Annotated in this window: 20 protein-coding genes; 13 read left to right on the forward strand and 7 right to left on the reverse strand. The window is 71.6% G+C overall.

The window, feature by feature from the left end; genetic code table 11:
- Positions 1-34: 34 nt before the first annotated feature.
- Complete coding sequence (locus AB0Q90_RS08185; protein WP_363158196.1) at positions 35-424, reverse strand: CU044_2847 family protein; 390 nt, start codon at positions 422-424, stop codon at positions 35-37.
- Positions 425-499: 75 nt separating this feature from the next.
- On the opposite strand from AB0Q90_RS08185, the gene AB0Q90_RS08190 reads away from it, so the two are divergent.
- From AB0Q90_RS08190 to AB0Q90_RS08200, 3 genes are all read left to right on the forward strand, one after another.
- Positions 500-3,865, forward strand: a complete 3,366-nt coding sequence (locus AB0Q90_RS08190) for a trypsin-like peptidase domain-containing protein (protein ID WP_363158197.1) — start codon at positions 500-502, stop codon at positions 3,863-3,865.
- Positions 3,866-3,911: 46 nt separating this feature from the next.
- Positions 3,912-6,638 carry a DNA polymerase I gene (gene polA, locus AB0Q90_RS08195; protein ID WP_363158198.1) on the forward strand — a complete coding sequence of 909 codons (2,727 nt, stop codon included), beginning with the start codon at positions 3,912-3,914 and terminating at the stop codon, positions 6,636-6,638.
- 369 nt (positions 6,639-7,007) lie between these two features.
- Positions 7,008-7,352, forward strand: a complete 345-nt coding sequence (locus tag AB0Q90_RS08200; protein WP_363158199.1) for a hypothetical protein — start codon at positions 7,008-7,010, stop codon at positions 7,350-7,352.
- On the opposite strand, the gene AB0Q90_RS08205 is transcribed toward AB0Q90_RS08200, so the two are convergent.
- On the reverse strand, positions 7,288-8,127 hold the full coding sequence (locus AB0Q90_RS08205) for a DUF4184 family protein (protein ID WP_363158200.1): 840 nt from the start codon (positions 8,125-8,127) through the stop codon (positions 7,288-7,290). The two genes, AB0Q90_RS08200 and AB0Q90_RS08205, sit on opposite strands and share 65 nt — an antisense overlap.
- 284 nt (positions 8,128-8,411) lie before the next feature.
- Here AB0Q90_RS08205 and AB0Q90_RS08210 point away from each other — a divergent pair, with 284 nt between their 5' ends.
- The 3 genes from AB0Q90_RS08210 (at position 8,412) to AB0Q90_RS08220 (ending at position 11,408) form a co-directional block, all read left to right on the forward strand.
- On the forward strand, positions 8,412-10,121 hold the full coding sequence (locus AB0Q90_RS08210) for a lytic transglycosylase domain-containing protein (RefSeq protein ID WP_363158201.1): 1,710 nt from the start codon (positions 8,412-8,414) through the stop codon (positions 10,119-10,121).
- A 138-nt stretch (positions 10,122-10,259) separates the two neighbouring features.
- Positions 10,260-10,394 (forward strand): SPW_0924 family protein, encoded by a 135-nt coding sequence (locus tag AB0Q90_RS08215; protein WP_363158202.1) that lies wholly within the window; start codon positions 10,260-10,262, stop codon positions 10,392-10,394.
- Between the two features lie 21 nt (positions 10,395-10,415).
- Entirely contained in the window at positions 10,416-11,408 is a 993-nt protein-coding gene (locus AB0Q90_RS08220; protein ID WP_363158203.1) for a DUF3068 domain-containing protein, read from the forward strand.
- Here AB0Q90_RS08220 and hrpB read toward each other — a convergent pair.
- The gene (gene hrpB, locus AB0Q90_RS08225) at positions 11,398-13,926 is read right to left on the reverse strand and encodes an ATP-dependent helicase HrpB (protein ID WP_363158204.1); all 2,529 of its coding nucleotides are present in this window, start codon (positions 13,924-13,926) and stop codon (positions 11,398-11,400) included. The two genes, AB0Q90_RS08220 and hrpB, sit on opposite strands and share 11 nt — an antisense overlap.
- 55 nt (positions 13,927-13,981) lie before the next feature.
- Complete coding sequence (locus tag AB0Q90_RS08230; protein ID WP_363158321.1) at positions 13,982-14,794, reverse strand: class I SAM-dependent methyltransferase; 813 nt, start codon at positions 14,792-14,794, stop codon at positions 13,982-13,984.
- A gap of 369 nt (positions 14,795-15,163) precedes the next feature.
- On the opposite strand from AB0Q90_RS08230, the gene rpsA reads away from it, so the two are divergent.
- The 4 genes from rpsA (at position 15,164) to AB0Q90_RS08250 (ending at position 18,911) form a co-directional block, all read left to right on the forward strand.
- Positions 15,164-16,663, forward strand: a complete 1,500-nt coding sequence (gene rpsA, locus AB0Q90_RS08235; RefSeq protein WP_363158205.1) for a 30S ribosomal protein S1 — start codon at positions 15,164-15,166, stop codon at positions 16,661-16,663.
- A gap of 229 nt (positions 16,664-16,892) precedes the next feature.
- Complete coding sequence (locus AB0Q90_RS08240; protein WP_363158206.1) at positions 16,893-17,831, forward strand: PAC2 family protein; 939 nt, start codon at positions 16,893-16,895, stop codon at positions 17,829-17,831.
- 31 nt (positions 17,832-17,862) lie between these two features.
- The gene (gene coaE, locus AB0Q90_RS08245; RefSeq protein WP_363158207.1) at positions 17,863-18,480 is read left to right on the forward strand and encodes a dephospho-CoA kinase; all 618 of its coding nucleotides are present in this window, start codon (positions 17,863-17,865) and stop codon (positions 18,478-18,480) included.
- A gap of 50 nt (positions 18,481-18,530) precedes the next feature.
- Positions 18,531-18,911 carry a tetratricopeptide repeat protein gene (locus AB0Q90_RS08250; RefSeq protein ID WP_363158208.1) on the forward strand — a complete coding sequence of 127 codons (381 nt, stop codon included), beginning with the start codon at positions 18,531-18,533 and terminating at the stop codon, positions 18,909-18,911.
- A 13-nt stretch (positions 18,912-18,924) separates the two neighbouring features.
- Here the strand turns inward: AB0Q90_RS08250 and AB0Q90_RS08255 are convergent, their stop codons facing one another.
- Positions 18,925-19,185, reverse strand: coding sequence for a DUF6343 family protein (locus AB0Q90_RS08255; protein ID WP_363158209.1), 261 nt, complete (start codon positions 19,183-19,185; stop codon positions 18,925-18,927).
- Between the two features lie 71 nt (positions 19,186-19,256).
- On the opposite strand from AB0Q90_RS08255, the gene AB0Q90_RS08260 reads away from it, so the two are divergent.
- Complete coding sequence (locus AB0Q90_RS08260) at positions 19,257-20,177, forward strand: acyltransferase domain-containing protein (RefSeq protein ID WP_363158322.1); 921 nt, start codon at positions 19,257-19,259, stop codon at positions 20,175-20,177.
- Between the two features lie 66 nt (positions 20,178-20,243).
- Entirely contained in the window at positions 20,244-20,690 is a 447-nt protein-coding gene (locus tag AB0Q90_RS08265) for a DoxX family protein (RefSeq protein ID WP_363158210.1), read from the forward strand.
- A 111-nt stretch (positions 20,691-20,801) separates the two neighbouring features.
- Here the strand turns inward: AB0Q90_RS08265 and AB0Q90_RS08270 are convergent, their stop codons facing one another.
- Positions 20,802-21,275, reverse strand: coding sequence for an RNA-binding S4 domain-containing protein (locus AB0Q90_RS08270; RefSeq protein ID WP_363158211.1), 474 nt, complete (start codon positions 21,273-21,275; stop codon positions 20,802-20,804).
- Positions 21,276-21,329: 54 nt separating this feature from the next.
- On the opposite strand from AB0Q90_RS08270, the gene AB0Q90_RS08275 reads away from it, so the two are divergent.
- Entirely contained in the window at positions 21,330-22,022 is a 693-nt protein-coding gene (locus AB0Q90_RS08275) for a uracil-DNA glycosylase (protein ID WP_363158212.1), read from the forward strand.
- A gap of 156 nt (positions 22,023-22,178) precedes the next feature.
- Here the strand turns inward: AB0Q90_RS08275 and AB0Q90_RS08280 are convergent, their stop codons facing one another.
- Positions 22,179-22,838 carry a GntR family transcriptional regulator gene (locus tag AB0Q90_RS08280; RefSeq protein ID WP_363158213.1) on the reverse strand — a complete coding sequence of 220 codons (660 nt, stop codon included), beginning with the start codon at positions 22,836-22,838 and terminating at the stop codon, positions 22,179-22,181.
- Between the last annotated feature and the right edge of the window lie 124 nt (positions 22,839-22,962).

The following is a 22,962-nucleotide window of genomic DNA, read 5'->3' on the forward strand; positions in this document are numbered from 1 at the left end:
CGGGACTGCTGGTGGCACGAGCAATGGTTGCGGATCAGACCGCCCCGGTGGGTGGTGCGTCCCTCTGCGGCTCGGCTGCGTCCTGCTCTGGCTCCGGCGCCATCGCGTCCTTCTCCCACTCCATGACGACACGGAACGCGCTCTTGGCGCTGCCCTTGCCCACGATGGCGACCAGGCCGCCCGAGTCGAAGCCGATCTCGCACTCGAATTCCACGGTGAAGCGGGTGGGCGCGGATCGCTTGAGAGCCGCCCCGATGCGCTGGCTGAAGGCGCCGACGGCCGCGGTGACCTGGTCGATGTCGGGCAGCCGCGCCGCGATCTCCTGCTCGTCGTCGGCCCCGCCGTCAATGGTGGGTACGGCCCTTTCCGCCCGGACCAGCAGCCGGCTGCCGTCCGGCAGACGTACCGGAATCGTCTCGTCCATGATGGTTTACCCCTACTTCCGCTATTGATCGGGATGTTAGATGCGCAGAGGAATGTCAGGGGCCACAATCGGCCTGTGACACGGTCCGCGCTGGTCGATGCACTGCCCGATGCGGTCCTCTCCCTCGTCGGTGCCGACGGGGCCGAGGGCACCGGTTTCTTCGTCGCGCCCGGTCTGGTGCTCACCTGCGCGCATGTGGTGGGGGCCGGGGACACCCCGACAGAGGTGGCCGCTCGCTGGCGCGGGCAGGACCTGACGCTCACAGTCGTGCCCGAGTGGTTCCGGCCGCCGGGGGCCGACGGCTCGGGTCCCGATCTGGCACTGCTGAGCGTGCCGGAGAGCCTGGACCATCCCGTGGTGTGCCTGGCGCCCGCCATGGAACCGGGCGACGAGCTGTGGGCCTACGGCCATCCCCGGGGCCGCTACCGGGCCGGTGACTCCGTCACCTTCACAGCGCAGGGGCCATCCCGCCGCACCCACGACGGGGGCGGGTCGCTCACCCTGTTCCACGCCACGCACGGCAGGGCCACGCCCGGATTCAGCGGATCCCCCGTACTCAACTGGCGCACCGGAGCCGTCTGCGGAGTGCTGCGCTTCGCACACTCGCTGGAACGCGGAGTGCCCGGCGCACGCCTCGTTCCCGTCGCCGAACTGCGCGCCGCCTATCCCTTCCTCGACCACCCGGAGAGCGTCACCGACTACCGTCGTGACTGGCTCGGCCTGCTGGACGACGACCAACTGCGGGCCGGCGGCTGGCGGTTCCCCGGTCCGGTGCTGCGGGCATACCTGGAGGCGGCACGCGAGGCCGCACGTGATCACCCGTACACGATCCGGGTGCCCGGGGCCGGCACACCGCCCCTGGCGGAGGTGTACGTGAACCAGCAGGTCGCCCCCGAGGGCGAGGTCGGGCCGCATGCCGGGCTCGGCGACACCCCACTGCTGCCGGCCGAGTGCCTGCTGGACGTCGCCCAGGGCGCGGTACTGGTCGGCGGCCCCGGTACGGGGAAGTCCAGCCTGGGACTACGGCTGACCGCGCAGCTGGCCGAGGCCTGGCTGAACGGGCCGGCACCCGAGGCCGTTCCGGTTCGGGTGCCCGCCGGTGTGCTGGCGGAGGGCGGGTACTTCTCCGATCTGCTGCGCACCGCGGTGGAGCGGGACGGCTCGCTCCGGCTCAGAAGCCGGCTGCCGCACGACTTCTTCGACAGACCGCCCCTGCCCGGGGTGCCCTGGCTGGTCCTCGTCGACGGTGTGGACGAAGTCCTGGACCAGGAGGAGCGCACGTACGTCCTGCAGAGCGTCGCGGCCATGTGGCGCTCGCCCGACTTCCACTTCCTCGTCACCACACGCCCCCTCCCGCGCGACGACCTCAAACCGTTGCTCGCCCTGAAACCCCTGTTCTTCCGCATTCAGCCATTCGGCCCCGACGTCCTGCCCGGCTTCGCCGGTCAGTGGTTCCGCAGCCTGGAGCGCCCGGACCCGGACGACCTCGCCGAACAGTTCATGCAGGCCACGGTGCGCGGGAACATGCTCCACCTGGCGGGCATCCCCTTGCTCGCGACCATGCTCGTCGTGCTGTTCGCCGAGAATCCGCACAGCGAGCTGCCGAGCGACAGGATCGAGCTGTACGAACGGTTCACGGCCCGTCTCCTAAAGAAGATGCACCACCGTCCGACACTGGCCGTCGACGCCCTGCGCGCCAGGGTCGAGGGCTACCCCGACGCCCCCGAGGCCGTACAGGAACTGATCAAGGGGGTACGTGGTCTCGTCGAGTCGATCGCCCGGCACCGCCAGCAGCACGGGCCGGACGTCCCGGCGGTCGACCTCGCCGCCCAGGAGACCGCCGCGCTGCGCCCGCCGTACCTGCCCGAGGACGACTGGCGCGACGTACTGCGCGCTTTGCTGCTGAGCACCGGTCTCATGCTGGGCGAGGACGACGACCTGGTCTTCCTGCACCAGACCGTGCAGGAGTTCCTGGCGGCGTGCGTCACGGCGCGTACCACCGATCCGGCCGGGGAGGCGGGCGCCCGGTTCATGGCGGGGAAGGTGAACGAGAGCTGGGAAGTCCACCACTTCCCGGAGGAGAACGCCTACTTGGAGTTCGTTTTCGGGCTCTGGGCGAAACAGGGCAAGGACGCCGGAGACCTCGTACTGAACGCGTTCGCGACTCCTGCACCGCGGGACAACGAGGAACGAGGGCCCGGTCAGGGCACCGGTCTTGCCGCACGGCTCTTGTTCACCTCGACCCTGCCCCGTCGGGTGCTGCCCCAGGTCATCGACAGACTCCGCTCGGCCGCGCTGCAACACGGCTGTGCCTGGGCCGCGGGCGCCGTGGCCCACGAGGACGCGGACGCCGGGATCGCGCTGCTCGTGGCCATGGTGACCGCACCGCACCTCGCGGCGTACCAGCGCCTGGCCGCGGCCTGGGAACTCGCCGTCTGGGACTGGAACCGGGCGGTGGCGCTGCTCCAGGAGATCGCCGCGCGCGGGATGGACTTCTCCGAGGAACGCACCTCCACGCGCGAGACGCGGGGGAACACGACACACACCGAGTATTTCGAGGTCGGGCCGCAGGTTGTCGTGATGTCCCGCATCGAGGCGGCGATGATGCTCGGCGATCTGGACCTGGAACTGGGTCTGCGCGCCCTGAGCGGTGTGGCATCGGACGAGTCCTTGCCGGTCGGCGATCGTCTGCGCGGCGCGTGGGCCCTGGCCGAACTCGATCCGGAACCCAGGACGCTGACCGCCCCGCCTCTCGTCGCCGGCATGGACGGAGACCGGGCACTGCGTGCCGAGGTGATCCTCCGGGCGGCCGAGCAGGACGCGCCCGAAGACCCCGGTCGCCTGCTGACCGAGTGGGCGAGGGACCGTGCGCGCACGGACGGTGTGCGGGTTCTGACCGCACTGGCGCTGGTCCTGCACGACGTGGAAGCGGGCGCCGCGCTGCTGGAGGAACTCCTGTCCAGCAGCGGAGTGGGCGTCTACTGGGAGGCCGAGGCGGTGTGGGCCGCGGAGAACCTGCTCGGGCTCGATCGCGCTCGGGGTGTACACGGCCTGTCGCAGTGGATCACCGATGTCCATTTCCTCGGCTCCGATGCTGTGAACCTCCTGGCCGAGGTGGATCGGGACGCCGCCGCGTCGGCACTCAAGGAACGCATCGAGAACGACATGGGCGACTCGCTCGACGACGTGTACATGCTGGCCCAGATCGACCGGGAAGCGGGCGAAGCCGTACTAGTCGAGATGTTCGAGGACGAGGACGCGTTCTGGTTCGCGGACAAGTGGGAGGTGGCCCGCTGCCTGGCCGCGGTCAACCCACAACGCGCCCTCGCACTGGTGAGGTCGGCAGTTGAGTCGATGCCGGCTGCCGAGGACGACGGGGAGCTGCCCCACGCACAGCGGGTGCTCCGCGAGATCGAGGAGGCCGCGGGCCCGGCCGAATGAGAGCCGTGGGCATGGACTGTCAGTGGCTCGTGGCAGGATCGGGGACGTGGCAGAGACAGCATCGAAGAAGACCGACAGCACCCCCGGCGCCGGCCGCCCGCGGCTGATGCTCATGGACGGGCATTCCCTGGCCTACCGCGCGTTCTTCGCGCTGCCCGCGGAGAACTTCACCACCGCGACGGGCCAGCCGACGAACGCGATCTACGGCTTCGCGTCGATGCTGGCCAACACGCTGCGCGACGAGGCGCCCACGCACTTCGCGGTGGCCTTCGACGTGTCCCGCAAGACCTGGCGCTCCGAGGAGTTCACGGAGTACAAGGCGAACCGCTCCAAGACCCCGGACGAGTTCAAGGGCCAGGTCGAGCTGATCGGCGAGCTCCTCGACGCGATGCACGTCTCCCGCTTCGCGGTCGACGGCTTCGAGGCCGACGACGTGATCGCCACGCTCGCCACCCAGGCCGAGGCCGAGGGCTTCGAGGTGTTGATCGTCACCGGCGACCGGGACTCCTTCCAGCTGGTCAGCGAGCACACGACCGTGCTGTACCCGACGAAGGGCGTCTCCGAGCTGACCCGGTTCACTCCGGAGAAGGTCGTCGAGAAGTACGGGTTGACGCCCGCGCAGTACCCCGACTTCGCGGCCCTGCGCGGCGACCCGTCCGACAACCTCCCGGGCATCCCCGGCGTCGGCGAGAAGACCGCCGCGAAGTGGATCAACCAGTTCGGGTCGTTCGCGGAGCTCGTCGAGCGGGTCGAGGAGGTCAAGGGCAAGGCCGGACAGAACCTCCGCGACCATCTGGAGGCGGTCAAGCTCAACCGGCGGCTCACCGAGATGGTGCGCACCGTCGAGCTGCCCAAGACCGTGACCGACCTGGAGCGCGCCCCCTACGACCGCACGGCGGTCGCGATGGTCCTCGACACCCTGGAGATCCGCAACCCGTCCCTGCGGGAGCGGCTGCTGGCGGTCGACCCGGGCTCCGCCGAGGCCGCGGAGACCCCGGTCGTCGCGGCCGGCGTGGAGCTGGACGGCACGGTGCTGGGCACCGGCGAGCTGGCCGGCTGGCTGGCCGAGCACGCCACCGAGCCGCTCGGTCTGGCCACCGTCGACACCTGGGCGCTGGGCACCGGCTCGGTGGCCGAGGTCGCGCTCGCCGCGGCCGGGGGAGCGGCCGCCTGGTTCGACCCGTCCGAGCTGGACGAGGCCGACGAGACGGCGTTCGCGTCCTGGCTGGCCGACGCCGCCCGCCCCAAGGTCCTGCACAGTGCCAAGGGCGCGATGCGCGTCTTCGCCGAGCACGGCTGGACCGTCGACGGTGTCTCCATGGACACCGCCCTCGCCGCCTACCTGGTCAAGCCTGGCCGCCGCTCCTTCGACCTGGACGCGCTGTCCCTGGAGTACCTGGGCCGCGAGCTGGCCCCCGCCGCGGCGGCCGACGGCCAGCTGGCCTTCGGCGCGGACGACAGCGCCGAGGCCGAGGCGCTGATGGTGCAGGCCCGCGCGATCCTCGACCTCGGCGAGGCCTTCGAGGGCCGCCTCCAGGAGGTCGGCGCGGCCGACCTCCTGCGCGACATGGAGCTGCCCACCTCCACTCTGCTGGCCCGCATGGAGCGGCACGGCATCGCCGCCGACCGGGACCACCTTCAGGCCATGGAGCAGATGTTCGCCGGCGCCGTCCAGCAGGCGGTGAAGGAGGCGCACGCGGCGGCCGGGCACGAGTTCAACCTGGGCTCGCCCAAGCAGCTCCAGGAGGTTCTCTTCGGCGAGCTGGGCCTGCCCAAGACGAAGAAGACCAAGACCGGTTACACCACCGACGCCGACGCGCTGGCCTGGCTCGCCACCCAGACCGACAACGAACTGCCGGTCATCATGCTCCGCCACCGCGAGCAGGCGAAGCTGCGGGTCACGGTCGAGGGCCTGATCAAGACGATCGCGGCGGACGGCCGTATCCACACGACCTTCAACCAGACGGTCGCCGCGACCGGCCGTCTGTCGTCGACGGACCCGAACCTCCAGAACATCCCGGTCCGCACCGACGAGGGCCGGGCGATCCGCCGCGGCTTCGTCGTCGGCGAGGGCTTCGAGTCCCTGATGACGGCGGACTACAGCCAGATCGAGCTGCGCGTGATGGCCCACCTGTCCGAGGACGAGGGCCTGATCGAGGCGTTCACCTCCGGCGAGGACCTGCACACCACGGCCGCCTCGCAGGTGTTCGCGGTCGAGCCCGGCGCGGTGGACGCGGAGATGCGCCGCAAGATCAAGGCGATGTCGTACGGCCTCGCGTACGGCCTGTCGGCCTTCGGTCTCTCCCAGCAGCTGAACATCGAGGCCGCCGAGGCCCGCGCGCTGATGGAGGCGTACTTCGAGCGTTTCGGCGGCGTACGGGACTATCTGCGCCGCGTCGTGGACGAGGCGCGGGCGACGGGCTACACGGCGACGCTCTTCGGCCGCCGCCGCTACCTGCCCGACCTCAACAGCGACAACCGCCAGCGCCGCGAGGCCGCCGAGCGCATGGCCCTCAACGCACCCATCCAGGGCACGGCGGCGGACATCGTCAAGATCGCCATGCTCAACGTGGACAAGGCGCTGCGCGAGGCGGACCTGAAGTCCCGCATGCTCCTCCAGGTCCACGACGAAATCGTCCTGGAGATCGCCCCCGGCGAGCGGACGACCGCAGAGGAACTGGTCCGCCGCGAGATGTCGTCCGCGGTCCAGCTCAACGTCCCTCTGGGCGTCTCGGTGGGCGCGGGGGCTGACTGGGAGTCGGCAGCGCACTAGCCTCCGGCGGTCGGGCCGGTCGGGCCGGTCGGGCCGGTCGGGCCGGTCGGGCCGGTCGGAGTCGGTCAGGTGTCGGGTGCGTGCCGGCTGGGGCGGTGAGGTCATGGCTTGCGGCTGGCTCGGCACCGCCGGCAGCCGCCGTCGTGGTTGTTGCCGCGGCGGCGGGAAGAGGGCGTGGGGCGAGCTCCAGCGCCCCGAAGGGGCGCGGGCCGCATCGATGTGCGGCTCCGCCGCGTGGGCGCGACCGGCCACAAGCGACCCGCAGCCCCCGCACGACTGTTACCGGGCAGACGCTCGGGGCCCAGCCCCATCACCCACGTGGCCCCCGCGAAGACGCCCCTGACCCCCGACCCCCGTAAGGATGCGGGCATGGGTATACGCATGCTCCACCGCCGGACGGCCCCCGCAGAGCCCGCCGGGGTCCACCCCGACGCCGCCCCCAAGGTCCCGCTCCTCCCGGTCCCGGCCTTCGCCGCCGCCGCGAGCACCGCCCGCGTCCCCGTCGACCTGAAGACGGCCCTGCGCCGAACAGTCACCACACTCCGGAGCCTGCGCCCGCGCCTGTGGGCCGAGGCCGGCCGCGGCTACCTCGACCTCGTCCTCGCCCGGCTCCCACGGCCGGGCCACATCCGTACGGTCACCGTCTTCATCAGCGAGCCGCCTTCTCCAGCGCACCGGAACGGTCCGACACCGGAGCCGGACGCCACACCCTGACGCCCACGGCGTACAGCAGCAGCCCCAGCACCAGCCCGGCGCCCGCCCCGAAGCACACCGTGGGAATCAGCTCCCACGGCTTCGCGGACGAACCCCAGTACGCCCACCACCGCACGGCCCGCTGCACCGCCCCCACCACCGCACAGCCGCCGAGCACCGCGCCCGCCACCCACCGGTCCCGCACCGAGAGCGCCGGGACCCCGACCGGAGGGGCCACCGGAGTCCGCCGTAGCGCCACTGCCACGAACACCGCGATGACGGCTGCCGCGACCGCCGAACCGCCGTACTGGAGGTACCAGTACAGAGGGGAGCCCGCGATTTCCTCGCCCAGGACGGGGAACAGCCGCATCCCCCAGCGGTCGAGATGTGTGAACGCGTCCCACACGACGTGGGTGAGTGCGCCGAGGGCCGCGGAGGCGTACCACCACAGCAGCAAGGAGGGCCGCACGCGCGCGCGTGGTGTCCCGCAGCGCAGCAGGGCGGCCGGTCTGCCCTGCCGGGTCCGCGGCAGCAGCGCCACCAGCGGCTCGCGCATCAGCAGCCACAGTCCCACCAGCGCCCAGGCGACGGCCACGTCGACGGTGAAGACGCCCGGGAAGGAGTGCGTGACTTCGCCGAACTCCATCGCACCGGGCAGCGCACTCGCCGCGTAGTAGGTCATGTCGGGGCAGAAGGACCCCGCGACGAGGACGGCCGGCACCAGTCGGCCCCGGCCCGTTCCGTCGGTGCGCACGGCGGGGAGGACCGCCGCCGCATGGCTCAGGGTGAACGGCAACGCGGCTCCTCGCGAGGGGATGTGATCGGCCCGCCCAGTATCACGCATGGCCAACCGGTGAATATCGGGCACGAACGGGTGCCCGTGACGCGGAAGTTGTCGTAGGGTCACTTGGGTTGACGCGCGGGGAGCACGGCGACGTACGGATAAATACGGACGGATCTGCGCGGGCCGAGTATCGAACGGCCCTGTGGGTGCAACCACCGAGGCGGGTCGTTCGTCACAACAGGGCGACGGGACAGGTAGAGACGGGCGCTCCGGCGTCCGCGGGAGGGGTTCACTCTATGTCGGCGCATTTCGGCAGGAGGCTGCGCAAGGGGGCGGCCAACACCGCCGTTGCCGCAGTGGCGGTCGCGGCACTGGCAGCGTCCCAGGCTCCCGGAGTGACGGTCGACGACCAGGGCAGACGGACGACCGGCGACTCCCAGCCGTCTCCCGACGTTCCCGCCGAGGAGAGCGCGACCGGCAACTCGCCGTACTACACGGACCTGCCGCCCCTCGACAGCCCCAGCCCGTCGCCGAGCGCGGACGGATCGGGAAGCACCGGCAGTGAGTCCGGCATACCCGCGACCGTCCTGGACGCCTACAAGAAGGCCGCGACCTCGCTCCAGGAGTCCAAGCCCGGCTGCAACCTGCCCTGGGAGCTCCTCGCGGCCATCGGTCACGTCGAGTCGGGACACGCGCGCGGGGGCCGTGTCGACGCGAGCGGCACGACGTACTCGCCGATCCTCGGCCCGCAGCTCAACGGCGTCGGCTTCGCCAGCATCAGCGACACCGACGGCGGCGCGTTCGACGGGGACAGCTCCTACGACCGTGCCGTGGGGCCGATGCAGTTCATCCCGTCCACCTGGGCGTGGGCGGGCCGCGACGGCAACGACGACGGCAAGAAGGACCCCAACAACGTCTACGACGCCGCGCTCGCCGCCGGCCACTACCTGTGCCGCTTCGGCTGGGACCTGTCCTCCCCGTCCGACCTCAAGAGCGCGATCCTCAGCTACAACAACTCCACGGACTACTTGAACACCGTCCTGGCGTGGCTGGAGCACTACCGCAAGGGCACCCACGAGATCCCCGACGGCACCGGGACGATCCCGGAGGACCGCAGCGACGACAACGGCGGGGCCAACCCGACGCCGTCGCCGGACCCGGGGGACACGACGCCGCCGAGCACCCCGCCGAGCGGCAACGGCGGCTCCCAGAGCCCCACCCCGCCGCCGTCATCGCCTCCGCCGGCCACGGAGACTCCGCAGACTCCCACCGACACGGTGCACCACCTTGAGGACGCCGCCACCGCCAAGCTCACCGCCATGGCGGGCGACACGTTCGGCGAGAAGATCAGCACCCGCGCGGAGACCTCGGCCGGCAAGGGCGTCGCCAAGGTGCGGATCCGTTTCACCATCGTCGGCGACACCGACGCCACCTTCACCGGCGGCGAGAAGTACGCCACGGCCCTCACCAACAGCAGCGGCACGGCCGTCGCGCCGGCGCTCCAGGCGGGCGAGAAGACCGGTGAGTTCGTGGTCCGCGCCACGGTCGTGGGCCGCTCGATCACCGGCCTCGACTACACGGCGACCGTCACCGAGCGCGTCGCCGACGCCCTCGCCCGCACCAGCGACACCGCGCTGACCTGCACGCCGGGCGGCGAGTTCGCCGACCAGGTGCAGGTGAAGGCCACGTACCAGGGCGCGGTGGCGGACGGCGTCGCGGCCACGGCCACGCTGATCACCTCCGCGGACGACCCGTCCGAGAACACCAAGGGCCCCTACTTCAAGGACGCCGAAGGCAACGCCGTACGCACCCTGACCGGCCTGGAGACCAACGCCGACGGTCTGCTCACGCTGCCGAAGCTGTTCGCGGACGACACCGCCGGCACGTTCCTGCTGCGCATCAACACCGCGGGCGGCGCCACGCTCACGGTCGAGCTGACCGTGGCGGCGGCCGAGTCGCCGTCGCCGACCCCGTCCGAGTCCACCTCGGAGTCGCCGAGCGCGTAACACCCCGTACGACACTGGCGGCGCCCCTCCCCACGGAGGGGCGCCGTCGTTGTGTGTGCAACGTGTTCTCATCTCGGCCGGCCGTTGCTACGGTGCCGGAACTGACGATGCATCAGTTCCGGCCCGTGGGGAGGCCTCATGCGCGCCCTCATCGCCGCCGCCACCGGTCTCGCGGTGGCGCTCGCTCTCGTGTTCACGCTCACCGCACTGGGCTCCCCGTCCGGCGAGACCTCCCCGAAGCCGCTGCTGACGACGGTGCCCGCACACCCGTAACCGCCCGGGAGGGAGGCCGAGATGCGCCGCAAGGCCAGTCTGATCCTGCTCGCCTTCGCCGTGTTCTTCGCGACGCTGTCCCCGATGCTGCGCTGGTACGCCTTCCCGCGGCTGGCCAAGATCCCCGCGAACCAGTACCAGGACATGGTCCTGGAGGCCAAGGACGTCACCCTCCTCGACTACGGCACGATGAAGGCCCGCAAGGTCTCCGCGGTCACCATCGTGCAGACCCTCAAGGGCAACGTGGAGGCCTCCGAGCGGATCGAGAGGACGGCGGGCCGCGACGTGGTCGTCTGGGACGGGCTGTCCTACGTCCAGGGCCCCGACGGCAAGATGGTCTCCAAGATCCCCGAGCGCTACATCTTCGACGCCCACACACAGGAACCCGTCCACGCCACCGGCGAGTCGGTCGACGGCGACCCCGTGCGGCGCGAGGGCATCGAGTTCAAGTGGCCGTTCCTGACCGAGAAACGGGACTACGAGTACTTCGACGCCCAGACCCGGACCTCGGCCCCCATCCACTACAAGGGCACCCAGGACTTCCGCGGTCTGGAGGTCTACTACTTCGAGCAGACCGTCCCGTGGACGAAGGTGAAGTACCCCAAGGTCCTGCCGGTCGACGGCGTCAGCGCCGAGACGCTCGCCGACACCGGCACGACCCGCTGGTACACCACGGTCCGCAAGTTCTGGGTCGAACCCGTCACCGGCGCCCCCGTCTACGGCGAGGAGATCCACCGGGAGGAACTGCGCGGCGGCACCCTCCTCGGCGACCGCGACAAGGTCACGGCGTTCGCCGGCCACGTGAAGATGCGCGAGGACTACATCGACCACACGGTGGACCTGGTCAAGTCCAACCGCACCCTGGTCCTGCTGATGACCTCGTACCTGCCGTGGGGCTTCCTGGTCCTCGGCCTGGCGCTGCTGTCCCTGTCGCTGTACCTGGAGGCCCGCAGCCGCCGCCCGGCCGGTCCGCAACCCGCGAAGGCCGACGAGCCCGAACCGGTCAGCGCCTGAGCCGGGCGTTGGTGTGCCGCGTCGGCTCCGCGGACGCCGGGTCCTCGGGCCACGGATGCTTCGGGTAGCGGCCGCGCAACTCCGCCCGTACGCCCTTGTAGCCGTCCCTCCAGAAGGAGGCGAGGTCGGCGGTGACGGCGGCGGGGCGGCCGGCGGGGGAGAGGAGATGGACGAGGACGGGCACCCCGGCGAGGGAGGGCGACTCGTGCAGTCCGAACATCTCCTGGAGCTTCACGGCGAGCACGGGCTGCTCGGGGTCGGAGTAGTCGATCCGGATCCTGGACCCACTGGGCACGGTGATCCGCTCGGGGGCAAGCTCGTCGAGCCGCCCGGCCTCCCCGGAGGCCCAGGGCAGCAGCCGCGCGAGCGCCTCCCCGGCGTCGATCCGCGCGAGATCGGCCCGCCGCCGGGCCCGGCTCAGCTCCGGCTCCAGCCACTCGTCCACGCGCGCGTGGAGCGCGTCGTCGGAAACATCGGGCCAGGGCGTCCCGAGACGCGCTTGCACAAAGGCGAGCCGCTGCCGCAGCAGCCCGGCCTCCGGCGACCACCGCAGCAGCGAGAACCCTTCCTGCCGCAGCCCTTCGAGCAGCGCCTCGCGTACGAGGGCGGCGTCGGCGTCCTTCAGGGGCCGGGCGGCGAGCTCGATCGCCCCGAGCCGCTCCACGCGCCGCGCCACCACGTCCCCGTCGGCCCAGTGCACCTCCTGGCTCTCGGAGTACAGCGAGGCCGCCGCCGACCGGGCCATGTCCTCGTCGACCACCGCGGCGAGCTGCACACGCGCGTGCCCCTTGCCGACGGGCCGGTCGGCCGCGGCGACGGCGATCCAGGGGGCGCCGTGCAGGGGGGAGCCGTCGGAAAGATCGGCCCTGGTCCCGGAGGCCATGAGATACGAGCCGCCGTCCCGCTTGGCCACGCGCTCGGGGAAGGCGAGGGCGGCGACGAGTCCGGCGAGGCGGTCGGCGGAGCCCGCCACGTCCTGACCGGGCGCGCCCGGACCGCCCCCGGGGTCCGCACCGGCGACGGCCCGCAGCCGCCGCACCTCCGCCCGCCACCGCCCCGAGTAGCCGTCACCCCCACGCCGGGCGGCTCGCAGGGCCGCCGCCAGATCGACGCCGTACTCCCGCGGAACCTCCTCCGACAACAGCGCCACCACCTCGGCCCCCGCACCCGGGGAAGCCCCCGCGCCGGAGGTGTCCAGCAGGGCCCGCCCCAGCCGGGGATGCAGGCCCAGCCGGGCCAGCCGTACGCCCCGCTCCGTGGCCCGCCCGGCGGAGTCGACGGCCCCCACGGCCGTCAGGACCGCCCGTGCCGCCGCCATCGCGCCGGCCGGCGGCGGATCCAGCAGCGCCAGCCCGGAGGCGTCGGGATCCCCCCAGCAGGCCGTCTGAAGGGCGAACGCCGTCAGGTCGGCCACCTTGATCTCCGGGGACGGGAAACGCGGCAGACGGACGTCCTCCGCCTCCGTCCAGCAGCGGTACACCGCCCCCGGCGCCTCACGCCCGGCGCGCCCCGCCCGCTGCCGTCCCGCCGCCTGCGAGGCCCGTACCGTCGTCAGCGCGCTCAGCCCGCGCGCGTGATCCACACGCGGCTCCCGCGCGAGCCCGGAGTCCACCACCACCCGGACTCCGGGAACCGTCAGCGAGGACTCGGCCACGGCCGTCGCCAGCACCACCCGGCGCCGCTCGGACGGCGCCAGGACCGCGTCCTGCACGGCTGCCGGCGCCCGCCCGTGCACCTGGAGCACCTCGACGCCACCGAGCTCGCCGAGCTGCCCGGCGACCCGGGCGATCTCGCCCACGCCGGGCAGGAAGCACAGCACGTCCCCGTCCCGCTCGCCCAGCGCCCGCCGCACCACCGACGCCACATGCGTCAGCAGCGCGGGATCCACCCGCATCCCGTGCGGCGGCCGTACGGGACGCGCGGGCGGTGCCCACACCGTCTCCACGGGGTGCGAGACGCCCGCCGCCTCGACCACCGGCGCCCCGCCCAGCAGCCGCGCCCAGCCCTCCGCGTCGGTCGTCGCCGATGCGGCCACCAGCCGCAGCTCCGGCCGCAGCGCCTGCCGTACGTCCCACAGGAAGGCTGCCGCCGTGTCCGCGTCCAGATGCCGCTCGTGGCACTCGTCGAGCACCACCGCGTCGACCCCGGCCAGCTCCTGGTCGCGCTGGAGGCGCTGGAGGAGCACGCCGGTCGTGACGACCTCCACGCGCGTGTGCCGCCCGACGACGCGCTCCCCGCGCACCGTGTAGCCGACGTTCCCGCCGGCCTTCTCGCCCAGCAGCCACGCCATGCGCCGGGCGGCGGCGCGGGCGGCGATACGGCGGGGCTCCGCGACGACGACCTTCCGTGCCGGCGCGCCGGAGTCCAGCAGACCCGCCAGCGCCAGCGGCACGAGCGTCGTCTTGCCGGTCCCGGGCGGCGCCACCAGGACAGCGGTGCCGTGCGCCTCCAGAGCGTCGGTCAGCCCGGGCAGGGCACTGCGTACGGGAAGGGCGTCCAGGGCGTCGTAGCGGATCACGCCCCCTAGTGTCTTACGGCGCCGAAACGCCCCTCCACGCGCGCGTGCCTCTCGGTCAGTCCCGCTCGCAGACGAAGATCGCCGTGCCCGGGATCAGGTTTCCGCGCAGCGGGGACCAGCCGCCCCACTCCGAGGTGTTCCAGGCCGGCCACTCCGGCTCGACCAGGTCGACCAGGCGGAAGCCGCCGGCCACCACGTCCCGCACCCGGTCGCCGATGGTCCGGTGGTGCTCCACGTATACGGCCCGGCCCGCCTCGTCCTGCTCGACGTAGGGCGTGCGGTCGAAGTAGGAGCCGGAGATGCTCAGCCCCTCCGGGCCGGGCTCGTCCGGGAAGGCCCAGCGGATGGGGTGCGTGACCGAGAAGACGAACCGGCCGCCCGGGCGCAGCACCCGGCGCACCTCCCTTAGGACCAGCACCGGGTCGGCGACGAAGGGCAGTGCCCCGTACGCCGAGCAGGCCAGGTCGAAGGAGGCGTCGGCGAAGGGGAGGGCGCCGGCGTCGGCGCACACCAGCGGGAACGAGCCGCCGATGCGCAGGGCGTGCTGGAGCTGGCGGTGCGAGATGTCGAGGGCGACCGGGCGGGCGCCCTGCTCGGCCAGCCAGCGCGCGCACTGGGCCGCGCCCGCGCCGATCTCCAGGACGTCCTTGCCCTTGAGTTCCTCCGGCGGGCCGAGCAGCTCGGCCTCCACCTCGTCCAGGCCCTCGGGGCCCCAGACAAAGCGGTCGTCGCCGAGGAATGTGCCGTGTTCGACCTGGTACTCGTCCGCGTTCCGGTCCCACCAGCCCCGGTTGGCCCGGGCGCTTTCCGTGACGTCGGCCGCCCGACGGGTGGCTTCCGGTTCGAACGACTCACGCTCTTGGATGATCGGCTCCCTCGTCGTACTCTTCCCTCCAACTCGTCCCCACGGGGGGTGTCACGGGAGAGATGTCTCAGGCCTGTGTGGCCTCCAGAGACAGTTCTTGTGCCGGGAATGCGGCGATCCGCCCCGGGTGTGCGCCTTCGCGCATTGACCCTGCCCGGCTGCCCCCGTATGCTACAAGTTGCGCTGCGGGCCTGCGCACCTCAGACGTAGCAGGCTGCGCTCGCATCTGTTGTATGTCCCCTCGGTTTTCGAGGCGCATCACCACTTTGCTGGTGGGGCGCTTCCTTGGCTGTCCGGCTTCTTCAGAGCGATACGGGCTCCCGGCGTAGCAGTACCTACGACCTTCTGTCCGTAACCGGAGCCCTTTCCCACATGACGAGCAGCACCGAGACCACCGCCACCACCCCGCAGGTTGCGGTCAACGACATCGGTAACGAGGAAGCCTTCCTCGCCGCGATCGACGAGACGATCAAGTACTTCAACGACGGCGACATCGTCGACGGCGTCATCGTGAAGGTCGACCGGGACGAGGTCCTGCTCGACATCGGTTACAAGACCGAAGGCGTTATCCCGAGCCGCGAGCTCTCGATCAAGCACGACGTCGACCCCAACGAGGTCGTCGCCGTGGGTGACGAGATCGAGGCCCTTGTCCTCCAGAAGGAGGACAAGGAAGGCCGCCTGATCCTCTCGAAGAAGCGCGCCCAGTACGAGCGTGCCTGGGGCACCATCGAGAAGATCAAGGAAGAGGACGGGATCGTCACCGGTACCGTCATCGAGGTCGTCAAGGGTGGTCTCATCCTCGACATCGGCCTCCGTGGCTTCCTGCCGGCCTCCCTGGTCGAGATGCGCCGCGTCCGCGACCTCCAGCCCTACGTGGGCAAGGAGCTTGAGGCCAAGATCATCGAGCTGGACAAGAACCGCAACAACGTGGTCCTGTCCCGCCGTGCCTGGCTGGAGCAGACCCAGTCCGAGGTCCGCCAGACGTTCCTCACGACCCTCCAGAAGGGTCAGGTCCGTTCCGGCGTCGTCTCCTCGATCGTCAACTTCGGTGCCTTCGTGGACCTGGGTGGCGTCGACGGTCTGGTCCACGTCTCCGAGCTGTCCTGGAAGCACATCGACCACCCGTCCGAGGTTGTCGAGGTCGGCCAGGAGGTCACCGTCGAGGTTCTCGACGTCGACATGGACCGCGAGCGTGTCTCCCTGTCGCTGAAGGCGACCCAGGAAGACCCGTGGCAGCAGTTCGCCCGCACCCACCAGATCGGCCAGGTCGTGCCCGGCAAGGTCACGAAGCTGGTTCCGTTCGGTGCGTTCGTCCGCGTGGACGAGGGCATCGAGGGTCTGGTCCACATCTCCGAGCTGGCCGAGCGCCACGTGGAGATCCCGGAGCAGGTCGTCCAGGTCAACGACGAGATCTTCGTCAAGGTCATCGACATCGACCTGGAGCGTCGCCGGATCTCGCTGTCCCTCAAGCAGGCCAACGAGTCCTTCGGTGCCGACCCGGCGTCGGTCGAGTTCGACCCGACCCTGTACGGCATGGCCGCGTCCTACGACGACCAGGGCAACTACATCTACCCCGAGGGCTTCGACCCCGAGACCAACGACTGGCTCGAAGGGTACGAGAAGCAGCGTGAGGAGTGGGAGCGCCAGTACGCCGAGGCGCAGACCCGCTTCGAGCAGCACCAGCAGCAGGTCATCAAGTCCCGTGAGGCGGACGCCGCGGCTGCCGCCGAGGGCGGCGACGCTGCGGGTGCGGCTCCGGCCGCGTCCGGTGGCGGTTCGTACTCCTCCGAGGGCCCGGACAACTCCGGCGCGCTGGCCTCGGACGAGGCGCTCGCCGCGCTGCGCGAGAAGCTGGCCGGTGGTCAGAGCTGAACGCTGGCCGCTGAGGCTTAGCAGTTAGCTGTGAGGGGCCGTACCTTTCGGGGTGCGGCCCCTTTGCTGTGCGCCTTTGGGTTGATGGTCGGCTGCCGGCCGGTGGGGGCTGGTCGCGCAGTTCCCCGCGCCCCTGAGGGAGTTGCACTCCCCTGAGTTTTCATGATCGCGGGAATGCGTGTGCTCTCCGCCTGGTTGTTCACTTTGAACACGAGGAGGAGCGGTCACTGTGCTTGATCCGCAGGATTTGTACGCCTGGGAGCCGAAGGGCCTGGCCGTCGTCGACATGGCGCTCGCCCAGGAGTCGGCCGGACTTGTCATGCTCTACCACTTCGACGGATACATCGACGCAGGTGAGACCGGCGACCAGATCGTCGACCGGTTGCTCGACTCGTTGCCCCACCAGCTGGTGGCCCGGTTCGACCACGACCGGCTCGTGGACTACCGCGCCCGCCGCCCGCTGCTGACGTTCAAGCGCGACCGCTGGACCGAGTACGAGGTGCCAGCCATTGAGGTACGGCTCGTCCAGGACGCCACCGGGGCGCCCTTCCTGCTGCTGTCCGGCCCCGAGCCGGACGTGGAGTGGGAGCGCTTCGCCGCTGCTGTCCAGCAGGTCGTGGAGCGGCTCGGCGTCCGCCTGTCCGTGAACTTCCACGGGATCCCCATGGGCGTCCCGCACACCCGTCCCGTCGGCCTCACCCCGCACGGCAGCCGCGCCGACCTCGTCCCGGGCCACCGCAGCCCCTTCGAGGAGGCTCAGGTCCCCGGCAGCGCCGAGTCGCTGCTGGAGTACCGGCTGATGGAGGCCGGGCACGAGGTGCTGGGCGTCGCCGCGCACGTGCCGCACTACATCGCCCGGTCGCCGTACCCGGACGCGGCCCTGACCGTCCTGGAGGCCATCACGGCCGCCACCGGTCTGGTGCTCCCCGGCGTCGCGCACGCCCTGCGCACGGACGCCCACCGCACGCAGACGGAGATCGACCGGCAGATCCGCGAGGGCGACGAGGAGCTCGTGGCGCTCGTACAGGGCCTTGAGCACCAGTACGACGCGGCGGCCGGGGCCGAGACGCGGGGGAACATGCTCGCCGAGCCCGTGGACATCCCGTCGGCGGACGAGATCGGGCGGGAGTTCGAGAAGTTCCTGGCCGAGCGGGAGGGCGACGGCTGACGCCCACGGGCCAGGCCCTAAGCTGCCGGTCATGCTGAAAGTGGGCCTGACCGGCGGCATCGGCGCCGGCAAGAGCGAGGTGTCGCGGCTGCTCGTGGCGTGCGGTGCCGTGCTGATCGACGCGGACCGCATCGCGCGCGAGGTCGTGGCGCCGGGTACGCCCGGCCTTGCCGCGGTCGTGGACGCCTTCGGCGAGGAGGTGCTCGCCGCGGACGGCAGCCTGGACCGGCCCCGGCTGGGCTCGATCGTCTTCGCCGACCCCGAGAAGCTCGCCGTCCTCAACTCGATCGTGCACCCCCTGGTGGGCGCCCGCTCCCGCGAGCTGGAGGAGGCCGCCGCCGAGGACGCCGTCGTCGTGCACGACGTGCCGCTCCTCACCGAGAACGGCCTGGCGCCGCTCTACGACGTCGTGGTCGTCGTCGACGCGAGCCGCGAAACCCAGCTCGACCGTCTGATCCGGCTGCGCGGCATGACCGAGCAGGACGCCCGCGCCCGTATGGCCGCCCAGGCGACCCGCGAGCAGCGCCGGGACATCGCGGACATCGTCATCGACAACGACGTACCCCTGCCGGAGCTGGAGCAGCGGGTGAAGGACGTGTGGGCCGAGTTGGTGGGCAGAGCGCACGACTCCGGGGACGCGCGGGAATAGCCGCCCCTCACCGGCGCGTTGAACCCACCCAGCAAGGGAAGGACTCTGCCGTGCCCGAGACCAGCGGTTCGACCGGACGTACTCCGGAGACGCATGTCATCGACTTCCGTGCCGCCGAGCATCTGCTTGCCGCGCGGGATCCGCGGGGCGCGGTGAAGCTGCTCGACGGTGTCATCGCCGCGCATCCGGAGAACACCGCAGCGCGCCTGCTGCGTGCGCGCGCCTTTTTCGCCGCCGCGCAACTGAGGCCCGCCGAGCTGGAGTTCACCATCGTTCTGGAGCGTGAGCCGGACAACGCGTTCGCGCACTTCGCGCTCGCCCGCACCTACGAGCGTCAGGGGCGGGACGAGCAGGCCGTACGTCACTTCCGGCTGGCCGCCGCGCTGGACCCCAATCCGCAGTATCTGAAGGCGGCGCGGTTCGAGTCGTGAGCGCCCGGCGGAGTCAGCGATCCTCCGGCGGCCGGTACGGCGGGATGTCCGGGCCCGGCTGGTAGTGCGGGCCCTGGCGGATGTGCCGGACGATCATGATCATGTCGACGGTGACCACCAGGGTCAGCGCCCCGCAGGCCACTGCCCAGCCGGGGCGTCCGGCCAGCGTGAACGCGACCGTCCCGAAGAGCGCCCAGACCAGCCCCCACACGCTCAGCCAGAACCGCGTCCGCAGGGCACTGCGCGCGGTCGTCGGTTCACTGCCCGTACGCATCGCAATCACCGCTCCTGCTGTGGACCGTACTCTTTGGAACAGGCGTTCACAAAGAGGGGGTTTCCGTCGTGCTGCTGCCGGACGGCGACGATCTGCCCGAGATCCTGATCGACCTGGGCGTCCCGCACGAGGACATCAACGAACTCGCCCGCATGGGCCGACGCGTCACCGACGATCCGGAGCTGCGGCGCTTCCTGGAGACGTCGGTCGAGGAGCTCGCCCGGGGCATCGGGGAAACCGGCACGACGGTCGAACTGCTGGAGCCGGACTGGCCGGCGGGCCCGCTGCAACGCTGCTTCCCCCTGTACGTCTTCGTCGCAACGCTGCCGCACACGCGCGCGTACCACCGCGAACGCGGCATCCCCGCCGAGGTGTCCCGGCGCACCCTCGCCGACCTCGGGCGGAACATGGCCCTGCACCGCAGGCGGTACGGCAGCGCGGGCGTCCTGGCCCCGTACTGGCTGACGCACCACTTCCGCGGGGAGCTGTACCAGCTGGGACGGCTCCAGTTCGAGCGGACGCGACTGGGGCGGCGCACCGCGGCCGGAATGGGCGCGATCCCCGGCACACCGTGTCTGAACCTGCACATCCCCGACTGTCACGGACCGCTGTCCCCGGCCGCCTGCGACCGGTCCGTGGCGCTGGCCGGGGAGTTCTTCGCCCGGCACTTCCCGGAGGAGAAGCACCGGGTCGTGACCTGTCACTCCTGGCTGCTCGACCCGCAGCTCAAGCGGTATCTGCCGGCCGACTCCAACATCGTCCGCTTCCAGGAGCGCTTCCGCACCGCCCACGAGGACGCGGAACCGGCCGACACCGATCCCGTCGGGTTCGTGTTCGGGGACCCGGAGCTGGGGGTCGAGAGGCTGTCGCGGCGTACGGCCGTGGAGCGGGCCGTGGGGGACCATCTGCGGGCGGGCGGTCACTGGTACGTCGGGCACGGGTGGTTTCCGCTCGTCCCGCCGGAGGAGTCAACTTCCGCCGGACAGCGATGAGTTTTGCATCGGGGCGCGGTCTACCTCCCTGACAGCATCACGGACCGCTTTCCACAGGAGACCCCCATGTCCGAGACCACCGCTCCCGCCCCCGCCCGCACCGTCATCGCCGAGTCCGCGACCGCCCGCGGCCGCCGCGCCCGGATCGCCCTGCGCGGCCTGGAGATCCTGCTCGCGCTGTTCTTCGCCGTGGCGAGCGCGCTGCCGAAGCTGATCGCGCACTCCTCGGCCGCCGACGCCTTCGACGAGATGGGCTGGGGCAGCGCGGGCATGTACACCATCGGCCTGCTCGAACTGGCCGGAGCCGTCGCCCTGTTGGTCCCGGTGCTGCGATCGCTGGCGGGCATCGCGTTGAGCGCGCTGATGGTCGGCGCGTTCGTCGTCCAGGTCTCCGTCTTCGACGGGGAGAACGCGGCCACCCCGCTCATCCTGATCGTCCCGCTCGCCCTCATCGCCTGGGCGCGGCGCGGCCACAACGCGGAGCTGCTGCGGCTGGTCAGGCGCGGCGCGTGACACGGCGTACGTACGGTGACGGCTGCGTCCGGCACGGGACCTCGGTCCCGCGGACGCGGCCGTCACCGTACGTCCGTCTCCGTATGTCTGTCTCCGTACGACCGTCTCCCGTCACCGCGCCCCGGGGCGGCCGCCCTTCTCCAGTGCGCGCAGGCGTTCCAGGTCGCGGCGGTCGCGCTTGGTCGGGCGGCCCGCGCCGCGGTCGCGGATTCCGGCCGGTGCGACGGCCTCGCGGGGCGGGGGAGGCGGGGAGTTGTCGACGTAACACTGGACCGCGACCGGGGCGCCGACCCGCTTGCGGATCAGGCGCTTGACCACGACGATCCGCTCGTGGCCCTCGTGCCGCAGCCGCACCTCGTCGCCGACGCGCACGGCGTAGGCGGGCTTGACCCGCTCGCCGTTGACCCGCACATGCCCGCCCTTGCAGGCGGCGGCGCCCAGCGAGCGCGTCTTGATCAGCCGCACGGCCCAGATCCAGCTGTCGATCCGCACGGTTTCGCCGGACTGCGGACCGGCGGCGTCGGCGGCGGCAGCGTCGCTCTTGCGGTCGACGGCGGCCTTGTCCTCGTCACCCTGCAACGTCATGCTTCCGACCTTAGTCGCTGAGCTGGGCGGCCGACCGGGCCTTACGGTGGGGGCATGGACGTTCTCGCCGAGCTGGACCGGCGGATCGTGGACTGCCGGGCCTGCCCCCGGCTGGTCGACTGGCGCGAGGAAGTGGCCCGGACCAAGCGGGCGGCGTTCGCCGAGCAGACGTACTGGGGGCGTCCGGTACCCGGCTTCGGGCCGGCCGACGCCCGGCTGCTGATCGTCGGTCTCGCCCCGGCCGCCCACGGCGGGAACCGCACCGGGCGCATGTTCACCGGCGACCGGTCCGGCGACGTGCTGTACCGGGCCCTGTACGACATCGGCCTCGCCTCGCGGCCCACGTCGGTCGCCGCCGACGACGGGCTGGAGCTGTGCGGTGTGCGCGTCACCTCGCCCGTGCACTGCGCGCCGCCCGCCAACAAGCCGACCCCCGGGGAGCGCGACACCTGCCGCCCCTGGCTCGTGCAGGAGCTGCGGCTGCTCCGGCCGACACTGCGGTCGGTCGTGGTGCTCGGGGCGTTCGGCTGGCAGGCGGCGCTGCCCGCGCTGGCGGAGGCGGGCTGGGAGGTGCCGCGACCCCGGCCGGTCTTCGCCCACGGCGTGCGCGTCCCGCTCGACGGGCTCGGGCTCTACGGCTGCTTCCACGTCAGCCAGCGCAATACCTTCACCGGCCGGCTCACGCCCGAGATGCTGCGGGGCGTGCTGCGTACGGCGGCCACGGAGGCGGGGCTGAGTCCGCGCTGAGCGCTCCGCTCGAAGTGCGGCGCTTGCGGCGCTGTGCCGTCGGTCGGCTGCGGTGCCGTCGTGGCTGGTCGCGCCCGCCCGGTGGAGCCGCATATCGATACGGCCCCGCGCCCCTTCGGGGCGCTACCGAACCGCAGCCGACTTCACCCGACCCGCTCAGACCGGTCCGTCGGCGTCCTCGAAGAGCTGCCGTACCGTCGAGCGGTAGTTGGCCCGGACGTGGCTCAGTGCGTGCGCGCGGGCGCGTTCCGGGTCGCCGGAGGCGATGGCCTCGTACAACTCCCGGTGTTCGAGGAGGAGTTGGGACCACTCCTCGTTGCGCCGGGTCATCCAGCGCAGGCGGCCGTCCAGCGGTTCCAGCACCGAGACCAGGAGGCTGTTGTCGGCCATGGCGAGGATGCGGTCGTGGAACCGGGTGTTGACGTCGGTGATCGTCTCGGCGTCCGCGGCCTCGGTGGCGACGGCCGCGCTGTCCAGCAGCTCCCGCAGCTCCGCCAGCGCCTGAGGGGTCGCCCGGGACGCGGCCAGGCCCGCCGCGTACACCTCCAACGCCTCACGCAGCTCGAAGAGTTCCTTGACGTCGCACGGTGTCAGCCGGCGTACGACCGTGCGGCGCGCGGACTCGAAGAGGACGAATCCCTCGGCGACCAGGGCCCGGATCGCTTCCCGGACCGGGACCCGGGACACCCCGAACCGCTCGGCCAGCTCGCGTTCGACCAGGCGGTCGCCGGGGCGGAGCCGGCCCGCGATGATCTCCTGCCGCAGCGTGGTCAGGACGCGTTCGCGCACCGCGCCGAGGGGTTCGATCTTCGTCATGGGCCCATCCTCTCCGACTCCGGGGGTGTTTTACGGAGCGTTAACGGCAGCGATATCTGTCGGAACGGTTGACGGGAGGACCATGACCGCAGTTTGGTATACCAAACACGCTCGGAAAGCAGTC

This window comes from Streptomyces sp. NPDC079141 (assembly GCF_040686775.1).
GTDB lineage: Bacteria > Actinomycetota > Actinomycetes > Streptomycetales > Streptomycetaceae > Streptomyces.